The organism is Desulfobulbus alkaliphilus (assembly GCF_016918545.1).
GTDB lineage: Bacteria > Desulfobacterota > Desulfobulbia > Desulfobulbales > Desulfobulbaceae > Desulfobulbus > Desulfobulbus alkaliphilus.
This window is the reverse complement of sequence record NZ_JAFFQC010000054.1, coordinates 1-12,047: the sequence shown is the minus strand read 5'-3', so window position 1 is coordinate 12,047 and position 12,047 is coordinate 1. Positions and strand designations below refer to the sequence as shown.

Sequence of the window (12,047 nt, the reverse complement as noted above, 5' to 3'; positions counted from 1 at the left end):
GCGGGGTTGGGGGACTGCTGGCTATGGGTGGTCATGATGCTCCTCCTTGTTCGTGGTTGATCCGGCTGTCGGCCCGGAGGCCGGTTTGGTTCGCTGCAGACCGGGAAAGAGGCTGTCACAGGTCTTGCTCATGGCCTCCCGCACCGGTTTGCTGGAGAGCAGAACCGCGACGGCGGCACCGACCAGGGCGCCTTTCCAGAACTGATCGTTGTCGGCCGTGTTGGTGTAGAGGGTTTTAACCACATCGGAGACCGTGGCCTTGCCCTCCATGAAGTGTTCGAAGGACTGCAGAATCGCGCCCTGTTGCTGCTGGTGCGCCGCCTGACGGGCCGCGGCCTGTTGTGGTGACTCCGGCATGACATGGGCAGGGCCGGGATGGACATGCCCCGCGTATCCGGCATATCCCGGATGGGGAGGGTGATACGACGCCGGGCCATGGGGATGGTGGTGCGGCCAGGGACCGATGGGAACAATCCACCCGGTGGCCGGATCCAGGGCGTACCCGGGGGGGAGTGGAGCCATGTTCCAGGGATGATGCGGGGGCGTGTTGGCATCCCCGGCCGGCTGTTCCGGGGGCTGTTGGGGTTGGCGCGGGTCACCGCCGGTATCAGTTCGACCGCCGCCGGTCTGTTCCTCGGGCGGGCTTGTCTGATCCTGACCGGTTTCAGGGACACTTTCGAGGTGTTGTTGGTTTTCCATGAGGCTCTCCTTTTGCTGTTGACTGGTGCCCATCCTTGAACAAATTGCATGCTGTCTTGTTATTGTACCGGCGACTCTTTCGGCCGTGTCCGGTGCTGGTCCGCGACCTCGGCCCCTGAATCGCTGCCGGCCTTGAAAATCGGGGTCCAGCCGGCCAGGGCCTCCAGCAGTCGTTCCCGGACCGCCTGCCGACGGGCGGGGTATTGGCCCAGGGCGGCTACCTCTTCCCAGAGGACATGGGGAAAGACCCGCGGGTCATAGGTGATGACCACGGACAAGGCTTGTTTGTTGATCCGGTAGTCCTTGATGCCGGGAATGGCAGCAATGATGGTCTCGATGTCGCCTTCCCGGGTCTGGTTGAGTTTTTTGGCGCCGTTCCAGCTGGCCTTGATGCGGATGCGGCCTTCGACATGATGGGCGATCCGCAGGTAGAGCATATGGTCGAGCAGAGCATCGATGAGTTCTTCTCTGGTCGGGTTTGGCATCATTGTTCCTCTTCGGCGGACAGGGTTGGAGTGAATGCAAGTCGGGCGTGGATATCGACAATGTCCCGGAGCCGCATCAGCAGCAGACTGGGGGCCTGCAAACCATAGGCCGAAAACGACCATTTAAAGTGCAGATCCCAGAGCACGCATTCCTGGATGCTGCTGACAATGGCGGTGATGGGCAGCTGCCGGCGGATACCGGCAAAGGTCAGTATTCCCTGGACAGTGATGCGGTGGTTGCCGGTGGGCAGGAGCTTGAACTCCAGGCAGCGAGTCATGAGAAAATCAGCCTCCGGGTGGATGGAAAAAGAGAAAAAATCCGCCATGGCCTGGTTTTTTGCCGCATCGCCGGTGTCGAAATGCGCTGTGGCGGCAAGGACGTGGATGTGGTCCAGGGTTCTGTTTTCCAGATCGAATTCGGCTGATCCCCGCAGGCCGCCGGTTGCCTGGCCCTGGAAGGTATGCAGGGGCGCCCGGGCAAGAAAATGTACATGGCTGGTGTCGTTGAGTTGGTACCGCACTGGAATATGTTTCCTCAATGGTTGTGAAGAGTACCTGAATCCGTGAGCGGATGCCCCAAAGGGCGGCTCTGGTGAAAGGTGTTGTCAAGGATTCCACTAAAATTATAAGACGATTACAGTAAGATATATCCAAAATAAGAGTCCAGCCGTCACGGATTCGGGGAGTAGTGAAGGATTTCATCTGCTCAGCAGGTTTTCTTTGTGCTTCGGCAGAAGTCGTTGTTGCCGCAGCGGCAATTACGAGGACAGCCGGAGCAGAGGAGCATAGGCTCCACCGGTGGTTCCCAGGTGAGCAGCCGGCCGGAATTGAGCAGGATGCCACCGGTGTGGAGGATATGGATCATACCCGCCATGATGGGGGAAAGCAGCCCGGCCATGGCCAGGGCGGCGCCGATGAGGTCGGTGGACACCGCCAGATAGTGATTCTGATCGATGACCCGCATGGTCTGCCGGCTGAGGTTACGGACCTTCATCAGGCCCTCGAGGTCGGAGTCGGCCAGGGCGATGTCAGCGGCCTCCATGGCCACCTCAGCGCCGGCCGCTCCCATGGCGATGCCGATATCGGCCTGGGCCAGGGCCAGGGCATCGTTGACCCCGTCCCCGACCATGACCACGCTGTGACCCTGCTTGAGTTCGTCCACCCGTCGGGCTTTTTCCTCCGGCATCAGCCCGGCCCGGCACTCGTCGAAGGGGAAGATATCCATGAGGCCGCGGGCAACCTCTTCGCTGTCGCCGGTGACCAGATGCAGGGAGCGGACCCCGTCGCCGCGCAGACAGTTGAGGACCCGCACCGCCTCCGGCCGGACCGGGTTGGCGATGCCCAGCATTCCCTGGGCCCCCCCGTTTCGGGCCACGTAGACCACGGTGTTACCCATGGCCCGCTGGGCGGTGGCCTTTTTGTCAAACCAGCGCACATCCACACCGTGTTCATCCATGAAGGCCCTGTTCCCCACCAGAATAACGGCATCGCCGCCCACGGTGCACAGCACCCCCCGACCGGCCTTGAAGTCGCAGACGGCGTGGGCCTCCGGGCTCAGGTGCCGTTCCCGGGCCATGGCGAGGATGGCCTTGGCCATGGGGTGCTGGTTATGGGACTCGGCGGTGGCCGCCATGGCAAGGATGGCGTTTTCGGAAATGGCCGGCGTGCGGCCGCTGATGGCGACAACCTCAGGTTGCTCCATGGTCAGGGTGCCGGTCTTGTCGAAGCAGTAGATATCGGCCCGACCCACGGTTTCCAGGTAGAGGCCGCCCTTGATGAGAATGGAATGCCGGGCCGCGTTGGCCAGGGAAGCGGTGACCGCCGACGAAGCGGCCAGCACCGTGGCACAGGGGCAGGACATGACCAGCATCACGGTGAGGGCGCGCAGGGGATCCAGGGTGATCAGCAGGGTGAGGGCGGTGGCTGCCAGACCGATTTTCATCAGCCGGGCGGCGAGTTGATCGGCCTTTTGCTCCACCGGTGCTTTGTTGGCCAGGGAATCCTCCACCATCCGCATGATGCGGGCCAGGTAGGTATCCTCGCCGGTCCTGGTGGTGCGGATGAAAAGCACCCCCTGGCTGAGGATGGTGCCGGCGAAAACAGTGTCGCCCCGGCCGCGGGCAAGGGCCTCGGCCCGGCCGTTGATGGAGGACTCGTCCACCAGGGCCTCGCCCTCGGCAACTTCGCCGTCCACCGGGATACGCTCGCCGGTGTGCACGGCAACGATGTCACCCGGCCGGATGTCAGCCACCGGTGTTTCCACCTCCATGCCGTCGATCATGACAAAGGCGTTGGCCGGCGCCACCTCGAGGATATCCCGGATGGCCTGGCGGGAGCGGCGGGCCACATAGTGTTCGGTCAGTTCGGCCACATTGTAGATCCACAGGATCTGCAGGGCCGAGAAGGCCTGGCCCATGGCAATGGTGATCAGGGAACCGGCGGCGAGAAAGGGTTTGACCGTGACCTTGTTATCGGCACAGTCCCGGGCGGCTTCCCGGGCCAGGGGCAGGGCCCCGAGCAGGGCGGCAAGGCCGAGAAAACTCAAGGGCGTCTGAATCAGGGGCAGTCTGAACAGCCACAGGCGTGCAGCGGCATAGAGCATGCAGCCGCTCAGCCAGACGACCCGACGGACTCTGGAGCTGAATCCGGATTGCCCATGGTCGTCGCAGTCCGAGCAGAGCTGCCGGAAACCGGGGAGGGGTTCCGGGACTTCCTGATACATCCGGGGCTGCAGGACCTGGCGGACAATGGCGGTGAGCAGGGCCCGCACCGTGGTGCCCTCCGGCTGGAACAGGATGATCACCGAACCGGTGGCGGGCCGTGATTCCACGGCGATCACGCCCGTTGTTTCCCCGAGATGCCGCCGCATCCAGCCGGCCTCCCGTTCCCGGAACCGGAGCCCGTTCACCCGGACCCGCATGCGGCCGGGTATGGACTGCTTGACCCGTACGCCGGCTTTGGCGAGCAGGGCCCTGGTGAGAATGACCGGAGGCGGCGAGGCCTGGGCGGGTACATCGTGGGAGGTGGGACGGGCTGGTTCCATTGGTCAGGCGTGGGCAGGATGATCTTCGGAAAAAGCAACTTGTTTACTTGCGACAAACAAAAAGCTCATGATTTTAACTGCTTGACATGTTGAGCGCCGGAATTTATCATATTGACAAAGTCCCGCTTATTTTTGCGGCCCCCATGGCCGCATCAGGGCGGACAAGCAAACAGGAGGACATCCGAGATGATATGTATCCCTCTGACAACAACTCCGGTGGGCTGGCTGCTCCTTGGTCTGGGTGGCTATGCCCTCTACCGGGCGGGCAAAAGGAAAGGCGAGGAACAGGCCGCCGCCGCCCTGATCACCCCGGTTCCCGCGCCGATTGAAGCGCGGGACGATGCAAAATCCACACAAGGAGAATCCTGATGGCCACTCCCATTTTTTATCTGCCGGCACTGACCACCAATCCCGTTGGTTGGGCCGTTCTCGGTGTTGCCGGTTATCTCGCCTATGCGGCCGGCAGGAAGGCTGGTCAAAAAAGCCAGGAAGAGATCGAACAGGTAGGTCTGCCGGACAGGGCCGTGAAAGGGGCCATGAAGTCCGCCTACAAGGCAAAATTGAAGGGTGACGCGGTCCTCGCCGATGCCAGGGAGAAGTACGGAACCATGTGGCGGGAGGCCAGGGACGAGGTGCGATCGGTAAAAGAGTAGTGGGCACGTTTATTTTCCCCCGCGCTTACCTTCGGCGGTTTCCTTCGGGTCACGAACCAGAATCCGGGCCGCCTGGGCCGGATTGAGGTACAAGCGCAGTCCGCCCTGACTGGAGATGGTGATTGCCTCCATCCCCGGTGTGTGCGCTTCCTTGGCCTGTTCGATGGTCTCCAGGACCAGCTCGGATCCCGGCCGGACTCCGTGGGTCCGCAGGTGGGCGCTGATCTTGCGGCCACCGATGATCTCCAGCACCGTAAAGGGTCGGTGGCGCTTGGCAAAATAGAACTGCGACGCCTCGTTGTCCCCGCTTTCCCCCCAGATCCGGGCCGCTTCGCCCTCGGTGAGCCTGGTCCGCTCCAGTCTGTCGATAACCGTGATATAATCCATATGCGGGAGTGAACGGATGAAGGTGATATCCGTGTCCTCCTTGATGCCCAGCCGGGCAAGGGCCTGAACACAGCCCGGTCCGCAGGACATGGTCTCGATGTGGCCCGTCTCGTTGCGTGCCATCTCCACCAGGGGTTTCCGTTCACCTGAATCCAGGTGAACAAATACCCGGACAGCCAACCCCGCCGGTACAACCACGTCGCCTCGGCTGGCCCTGACCCGTACCGGATGGAAATTGATTTCCTCGTCGTGCCGGATGAGCTGACTGCCGACGAACAGGCCCAGGCGCTGCAGCCAGCGGGCCAGAGCGGGTTCGGTCACCTGGATGAGAATAAGCTCGGTGTGGATGGGCGCATCAAGTAGCGAACAGGACATGGCTTACTCTCCTGATCCGGTTGCCGCCGGCATGTCCGGTTGCTCCGGAAGAGTTCGTCCCCGCAGACCGGCAAACCCGAGAATGCCCACCGTGCTCAGATTATGGAGCAGGGCGGCGGCAATGGGACGGATCAGGCCGAAAGAGGCAAGGAGCAGGAAGGTCGAGTTGAGGCCGATGGCGGCATAAAACGTTGAACGGATCGTTTCCCGGGTGCGCAGGGCCACCAGTCTGCCGGTGAGCAGGCCGGAGAGGTCGTCGCGGAGCAGCAGGACCTGGGCCGATTCCCGTGCCAGTTCAGCCCCGTTGGGCAGGCAGATGCCGACCTCGGCGGAAACAAGGGCCGGAGCATCGTTGACCCCGTCGCCGATGAAGCCGATTCGGTGGCCTTGCTCCTGCATCCGGCGGATTATGCCCGCCTTGTCCTCGGGTTTCAGCTCCCAGTGGACTTCGTCCACCGCCGGCAGTCGGGCGGCCAGGGCCCTGGCGGTGCGCTCGGTATCCCCGGTGAGGATGATAATGTTGTTGATCCCCGTGGCTTTCAGCCCGTGCAGGACCTGTTCCGCCTCGGGGCGTGGTTCATCGCGCAGGGCGATGATGCCGATCAGGTGCCCGTCACGGGCCACATACAAGAGGGTATTGCCTTTTTCTTCCAGGGCAGCCGCCGGAAGATCGGCCGCTTGGCAGGAAATGCCTTCGTCGTCTTCAATGAAATGGCGACTGCCCACCAGGATGTTGGTTCCGTGGATATAGGCGGAGACCCCGTGGGCGACGATGAAGTCGACCTGGCTGGTGGGGGGCAGGGTCAGTTCCCGATCCCGGGCCGCTGCCACCACGGCGGCGGCCACCGGATGGGAATAATGGACTTCCGCGCCGGCGGCCAGGGTGAGGAGTTCTTCTTCGCTCATGGTGGCGAGGGGGTGGATATCCGTGACCAGCAGCCGGCCTCGGGTCAGGGTCCCGGTCTTATCGAAGACCAGGGTGTCGATACCGGCCAGGGCATCCAGGGCCCCGGCCCCCTTGAGCAGGACCCCCTGGCTGACGGCGGAGAACATGGCCACGCGCACCGCCACGGGATGGGCCAGTTTGATCACGCAGGAATAATCCACCGTGAGCACGGCGGCGGCTTTCTCCAGGTCACGGGTCACGGCCAGCAGGCCAAGACCGAGGCCGAAGGTCACCGGGACCAGGCGGTCGGCCAGCCGGTCGCTCTCCCGCTGTGCTTCGGACTCGTTGCGCAGGGAATTCTCCAGGAAGGTGGAGATGCGGGCCATGGAGGTCGCCGCTCCCACATGGCTGGCGATGAAAAGGATGCGGCCGTTTTCCACCACGGAACCACTGAGCACCTCATCGCCGGGCTGCACATGCACCGGAACGGATTCGCCGGTGATGGAGCCGGCATTGACCGAGGCCTCCCCTTCGGCCACGATGCCGTCCAGGGGAATCATCTCGCCGGCGCCACAGATCACCCGGTCGCCGATGCGGGCCTGATCAAAGGGGATTTCCACCTCCTGGCCGTCCACTTCAATCCAGATGGTCTCCACCCGCGGCTTGAGCAGGCTTTTCAGCAGGCCGGTGGTTCGATCCTCACTCAGGTTCTGCAGATACTCCCCCGCCGACAACAGGAAAACGATACTGGCAGCGGTGAAATAATCATGTCGCGCCAGGCAGAAGAGGACCGCGGCGGCGTCGAGGACCTCGACCTTGATTCCCCTGCTCCACAGGGTCAGCAGTCCCTTGCCGAGAACAGGCAGGGCGAGAAAAATCGCCACCGGGATCTTGAATGGGGGCGGCAGGATCAGCAGGGAAAGGGCCAGGCCGCCGCGCACCACCAGGGTCAGGGCCGAGAGCAGGTTTTTTTCCCGGCCGCCTTCCTCCATTACCTGGCCGGGCAGGGTGGCCAGGTAGGTGAGTATGGCCTTACGGGTGGCGCTGGTGCCGTCATGGTTGACGACGATGCAGGCCGCGCTGGTGTTGATCCGCACCTCGGTCACCCCGGGGATCGATTCCAGGCCGGCCTCGACGTAAGCGGGATTGATGTTTCGGCGGGTCAGCAGACGGCAGCGGAGCCGGAGTCGACGCTCCAGTTCATGGGCAACGGTGATGGCGGCGGTGGGCGGGATCAGGGTCACGGTTACCGGTCGACTTTGCTTGTGGATGCCGGTTGGCACCTGGCTTTCATGGCCGAATCAATGAGGTAGCCGGCTCCGGCCAACACTCCGGCCGCAAGAGCGGTCCGCAGGGGAGTGCTTCTGGTGGTGACGCCGAGAATGAGGGTGGCGGCGGCGCCCTTGGCCAGGCCGTTGAGGACCGCCTGGGGGACGGTCATGACCCGGTTCTGGACATCGACCATGTTGGAGCCGACGGCAACGGCTCCGGCAATGGTCAGGGTGGTGAGCAGCGGTATGACCGCGGGGCGTTGCGCCGGCATCATGGCCGCCGGGAAGGTCTGATGAGGCAGGATCTGCATGGGGCGTTGTCCTCGGAAGACATTGAAAAACGGCGGTCCGTCCGGGCGAGGCGGTTTTCCGGACCACGGCCGAAAACAACCGTACCGGAGCGTGTCGCCTCCGGTACGGTGCCTGGCATTTGATCTCTTCAGATCGTATTACATGTTGGCTGATCAGTTGATGTCCTTGGCCTGAATCCAGATAACGGCATCATGGGAGCAGGGCTGGTTATTGTAGGTGAAGTCTTCTTCAAGATCCAGGGCAGCGAATCCCCACCACCCGGCGCGGGGGATGCCGAAGGTGAAGACACCGTTGTCATCGGCGAAGATGGTCTGCATGGCAAAGGATTCCTGGGGCACGGTCACCGCTGGCTCCGCGGCGAAACTGTTACTGTCAAGCAATGGCTGATGATTGAGGTACTCTACCTCGATCTCGGCATTGGGGACCGGTTCACCGTTGAGGAGCACCTGTCCCTGGAAAACGTTGCCGGTCCAGCGATCGTAGGGTTTGGCCAGGGGAACGATTTCCGTGGGCAAGCCGACGGGCTCGTGCCAGGCGCCGGGCTCGCCGCCGACATTGACTATCATCTTGGTGTTCTGCTTGATGTAGGAATCTTCCTGTGCTTCCCAATACGGTTCGGGGATCAGGCAGAAAATATGGTCGCCGCCCCGGGCCTGGTACATGGTTTCCCAGGCCTTGCCGGTATTGGTCAAGCTGGCCCATTCAATGGCTTTGAGTTCCTCTTTGAGATTGGTGCGCACCGGCTCGTTCTCGCCCCGGGTACGGATGACGAAGAATTGCTCCGGAGTGCCCATGTCCATGGTATAGCCGGCGTCAAAGGGATGGGTGAAGACGAGTTTGATTGGAATTTGCCCACCCTGTTCCAGGGCCATTTCCGGGGTGTAAATCATCTGAAAGTGGGCAGATGCCATGGTGGCGGCACCGAGGACAACGGCGCCGGTCAGCAGGGAGGCGAGGGGTGATTTCATAGGGTTCTCCTGTGTTGATTCTTGAGATGTGGGGGGTTGCTGTACGGCCAGGGGATAAAACGGGGCGAGCGTCCGGTCAGGCCGAAGCCGACCCGCGGCAGGCCTTTCAAAGGACGATGTTTCTGCTGGGAACCTCAATAACATGACCTTCACCGGCGTCGAAAATGACGGTGAAATCACCTTTGGGTCTGGTGAAGGTATAGGTGGAGTCGGCATCCATGGCGCCTTCCATCAGGATGCTACCATCGGCGGCCTGAACGCGCATGGCCACGCCGGATGCGGAGGACCCGTCGGAAAAGCCACCTTCGCAGGTGATGGTGTTGTCTCCGTTGTCGAAGCAGGAGCACAATGGGGTATGGGCCTGGGCCGCGGCGGCGGTCATGAACAGCAGGGTCGCAACAAGAACAAAAGGTTTTAGGGTCATCTGGTTCTCCTTAAATGGAAATTGCTGGCGGGTAAACTATCCCAATTCATTGCCGGTGCCAAAATTAGCTGATCCTAATTAAGCTGTCAACATTTTTTTTGGGAGTCCTTTAAAAGTCTACACTTCTTGATCATAATTGGGATTCCAAAAGTAAAGCGTGTTGCCGAATACTAAAGGTGGAAGCCAGCGGTACAGGTGGATCAGGAGAGAGTGGTGCGCATTGAATCTCAATGAGATGGATGGCGCTCAACACTTCAATGAAAAATAGTGTTGACGCAACCAGGAAAACATTTTAGAAGATCATATAATTTTTAGGAGTAACCAATCAGTATCGGTCTTGTTGGATTTTCTTAGCCCTTATCCCATGAGAGCTCATCGATGACGCTACCATCACTCAGTCACCGCCTTGTCGCGATCCTTGTCTTTTTTCTTGTTGTGCTTACCGGCAGTGGCTGGGGCTGCTGCACCGGTCTGGAAAATCATCTGCGCAAATACAGTCAGGTGCGGATCTCCCAGGCTCAATTGGCGGCCTTGAAAGAGTTTGATGATCTCATCCGGTATTTCAGCGGGATCGCCTACCACCGTCCCCATCACACGGTCAGCGCCGATTTCATCCGCGCCCTCATTCTCGCCGAATCCAATGGAAATCCTCTGGCCATATCGACCAAAAATGCCCGGGGGCTGAGTCAGATCATCCCAGCCACCGGCCAACAGGCCGCGGCTGAACTGGCCAGGGGACCACTGACCTTTCATCATGTTTCCCGGGATCGTCTGCGCAATCTGAGCGCCGCCGATCTCCATGACCCAGCGGTTAATATTCTTCTGGCCTGTTATCTGATTGCTAAATACAATACCATGTACGACGGCAGGCTCGATCTGGTGGTGGCGGCCTGGAACGCTGGGCCGGGTTCCATCGTCGATCAGAATCCTCCCCGGTACCGGGAAACTCTGGATCTGATTGGTAAGGTCAATGGTTATTATCTCTTTTTTCTTCAGGGGTGGAACAGCGGCTCAATGCCGCGGACCGCTGAGGCTACCGTATGCCTGGATCCGTGAGCGTTCGTCCGTGGGTCTGCTTTAATATCCGTGACCGTTCGATTAAAGGGCACTTTATCGGACGGTTACGTACCATGAAGATGGCGTGCGGGCGGACGCCCTGAAAGGCGGCTGGTGTAGGTTATTATCAAAGCTTCCACTGCAATTATAATTTGTTTAATTACAGTAGGATATATCAGAAACAAACGTCCAGTTGTCACGGATTGAGAACATGGAAAGGTCCCCTTTGTCCGCTGGTGATGCTGTGAACCAAAGGAAATCGGCTGCCGGAACCGCAGGTCGTCCAAGACAGGTTTTCCGGGTGCGCAAGCTCGGCATGACCGGCCGTGTTGCAATACTTCTCCTGGCGCTGATGCTCGTCCCCATGCTCCTGACTTCCTGGATGATCGAACAAGGGTGGTTGCTGCCTGGAAAGAACCTGTATTGTGCCGTGCCGATTTTTCTCCTTATTCTCATCGTTCCCCTGGCCAGAAGTATTGCCTTCTGGTTGATCAACCGGGATCTTGTTGTTATCAACCGGTTTTGCGATGAAATCAAAAACGGCAATTATCAGGTCGGTTTTGATCTGGTTAGAGAAGAGGAGGATGAGGACCAGTTTATTGTTCTCCTGCGTAATCTTTCCTGGATGAGTCATGCCCTTGCCGTTCGGCAGGCCAGCATTCACCATTCTTTTGACCAGGTCATCCAGAAATATCAACGGGTAGAAGAACAGGCCCGCACCGATCCCCTGACCGGTTTGTGCAATCGCCGCTATTTTGACCGGATGCTGTATAGGCAGGCCGCTTCAGCCGCCGATGCCGGTGAATCCCTCAGTCTTATTTTCATTGATTGCGACAAGTTTAAAGAGGTCAACGATACCCTTGGCCATCAGGCCGGTGACCAGGCCCTGGTCGGTCTGGCGGAAAACATTTGCAGCGGCATCCGGACCGGCAATGACCTTGCGTTTCGCTTTGGAGGCGACGAGTTCGCTGTGCTCCTACCTCGGACCAGCGGGAAACAGGCCATGGAAGTGGCGCAACGGATCCTTGCGCTGCACCGACAGACCGCCGTCGGTGGAATGACCCTCTCCATCGGCATCGGTACGACCTGTTGTCTGCGAGATCACTGGGAGGAACAGGCCGAAGCCATCCTGCGGACTGCCGACCAGCGAACCTACGCTGTTAAAGCCCGGGGGGGCAATGGCATCGACCTCGAAAACCTATGTTTTGGCGCAAAGTCCGATCAGACTGTTTACGAGAAACTTAATGTTGTTAAGTATGCAAAAAAATATTGACCAATCATAAATTTTCGGCTACAAAAATTGTTGTTTTAGAAGCAGCTAACAATAAGGAGAGGGGCTGATGCAGAAAAAAATACAAAAATGCCGGATGCTCGCCGATGTCCTTCCCGGCCAGAGGGCCAGGATCCGCTGCCATCACGGATGTGGGGCCATTCGCCAGCGACTGCTCGATCTCGGTTTCGTCCCGGAGACCGAAATCAGCATGATCA

Annotated in this window: 14 protein-coding genes; 5 read left to right on the top strand and 9 right to left on the bottom strand. The window is 60.1% G+C overall.

Going from position 1 to position 12,047, the window contains the following annotated elements; translation table 11 throughout:
• Positions 1 to 21 precede the first annotated feature (21 nt).
• The 4 genes from JWG43_RS16665 to JWG43_RS16650 form a co-directional block, all read right to left on the bottom strand.
• Complete coding sequence (locus JWG43_RS16665) at positions 22 to 699, bottom strand: hypothetical protein (protein WP_205244079.1); 678 nt, start codon at positions 697 to 699, stop codon at positions 22 to 24.
• A 59-nt stretch (positions 700 to 758) separates the two neighbouring features.
• A complete protein-coding gene (locus JWG43_RS16660) occupies positions 759 to 1,187 on the bottom strand; it encodes a heavy-metal-associated domain-containing protein (RefSeq protein ID WP_205244078.1) in 429 nt (142 codons plus the stop codon).
• Positions 1,184 to 1,705 carry a YceI family protein gene (locus JWG43_RS16655; RefSeq protein WP_205244077.1) on the bottom strand — a complete coding sequence of 174 codons (522 nt, stop codon included), beginning with the start codon at positions 1,703 to 1,705 and terminating at the stop codon, positions 1,184 to 1,186. Before JWG43_RS16655 ends, JWG43_RS16660 begins: the two co-directional genes overlap by 4 nt.
• Before the next feature lie 185 nt (positions 1,706 to 1,890).
• Positions 1,891 to 4,227 carry a heavy metal translocating P-type ATPase gene (locus tag JWG43_RS16650; protein ID WP_205244076.1) on the bottom strand — a complete coding sequence of 779 codons (2,337 nt, stop codon included), beginning with the start codon at positions 4,225 to 4,227 and terminating at the stop codon, positions 1,891 to 1,893.
• A 186-nt stretch (positions 4,228 to 4,413) separates the two neighbouring features.
• On the opposite strand from JWG43_RS16650, the gene JWG43_RS16645 reads away from it, so the two are divergent.
• Positions 4,414 to 4,596: a hypothetical protein gene (locus tag JWG43_RS16645; RefSeq protein WP_205244075.1), complete on the top strand. Its 183-nt coding sequence runs from the start codon at positions 4,414 to 4,416 to the stop codon at positions 4,594 to 4,596.
• Positions 4,596 to 4,880, top strand: a complete 285-nt coding sequence (locus JWG43_RS16640; protein ID WP_205244074.1) for a hypothetical protein — start codon at positions 4,596 to 4,598, stop codon at positions 4,878 to 4,880. Before JWG43_RS16645 ends, JWG43_RS16640 begins: the two co-directional genes overlap by 1 nt.
• Before the next feature lie 9 nt (positions 4,881 to 4,889).
• Here the strand turns inward: JWG43_RS16640 and JWG43_RS16635 are convergent, their stop codons facing one another.
• The 5 genes from JWG43_RS16635 to JWG43_RS16615 all read right to left on the bottom strand — a co-directional run bounded on the left by JWG43_RS16635 (position 4,890) and on the right by JWG43_RS16615 (position 9,503).
• On the bottom strand, positions 4,890 to 5,642 hold the full coding sequence (locus tag JWG43_RS16635; RefSeq protein WP_205244073.1) for a FeoA family protein: 753 nt from the start codon (positions 5,640 to 5,642) through the stop codon (positions 4,890 to 4,892).
• Positions 5,643 to 5,645: 3 nt separating this feature from the next.
• The gene (locus JWG43_RS16630; protein ID WP_338033277.1) at positions 5,646 to 7,811 is read right to left on the bottom strand and encodes a heavy metal translocating P-type ATPase; all 2,166 of its coding nucleotides are present in this window, start codon (positions 7,809 to 7,811) and stop codon (positions 5,646 to 5,648) included.
• The gene (locus JWG43_RS16625) at positions 7,775 to 8,110 is read right to left on the bottom strand and encodes a hypothetical protein (protein ID WP_205244072.1); all 336 of its coding nucleotides are present in this window, start codon (positions 8,108 to 8,110) and stop codon (positions 7,775 to 7,777) included. Before JWG43_RS16625 ends, JWG43_RS16630 begins: the two co-directional genes overlap by 37 nt.
• A gap of 153 nt (positions 8,111 to 8,263) precedes the next feature.
• Positions 8,264 to 9,079 carry a DUF4198 domain-containing protein gene (locus tag JWG43_RS16620; RefSeq protein WP_205244071.1) on the bottom strand — a complete coding sequence of 272 codons (816 nt, stop codon included), beginning with the start codon at positions 9,077 to 9,079 and terminating at the stop codon, positions 8,264 to 8,266.
• Between the two features lie 106 nt (positions 9,080 to 9,185).
• A complete protein-coding gene (locus JWG43_RS16615) occupies positions 9,186 to 9,503 on the bottom strand; it encodes a hypothetical protein (protein WP_205244070.1) in 318 nt (105 codons plus the stop codon).
• A gap of 378 nt (positions 9,504 to 9,881) precedes the next feature.
• Here JWG43_RS16615 and JWG43_RS16610 point away from each other — a divergent pair, with 378 nt between their 5' ends.
• The 3 genes from JWG43_RS16610 to JWG43_RS16600 all read left to right on the top strand — a co-directional run.
• Positions 9,882 to 10,559 (top strand): lytic transglycosylase domain-containing protein, encoded by a 678-nt coding sequence (locus tag JWG43_RS16610; protein WP_205244069.1) that lies wholly within the window; start codon positions 9,882 to 9,884, stop codon positions 10,557 to 10,559.
• 316 nt (positions 10,560 to 10,875) lie between these two features.
• A complete protein-coding gene (locus JWG43_RS16605) occupies positions 10,876 to 11,832 on the top strand; it encodes a GGDEF domain-containing protein (RefSeq protein WP_205244068.1) in 957 nt (318 codons plus the stop codon).
• A 67-nt stretch (positions 11,833 to 11,899) separates the two neighbouring features.
• Positions 11,900 to 12,047: FeoA family protein (locus tag JWG43_RS16600; protein WP_338033278.1), on the top strand; the 148-nt coding region annotated here is incomplete at its 3' end.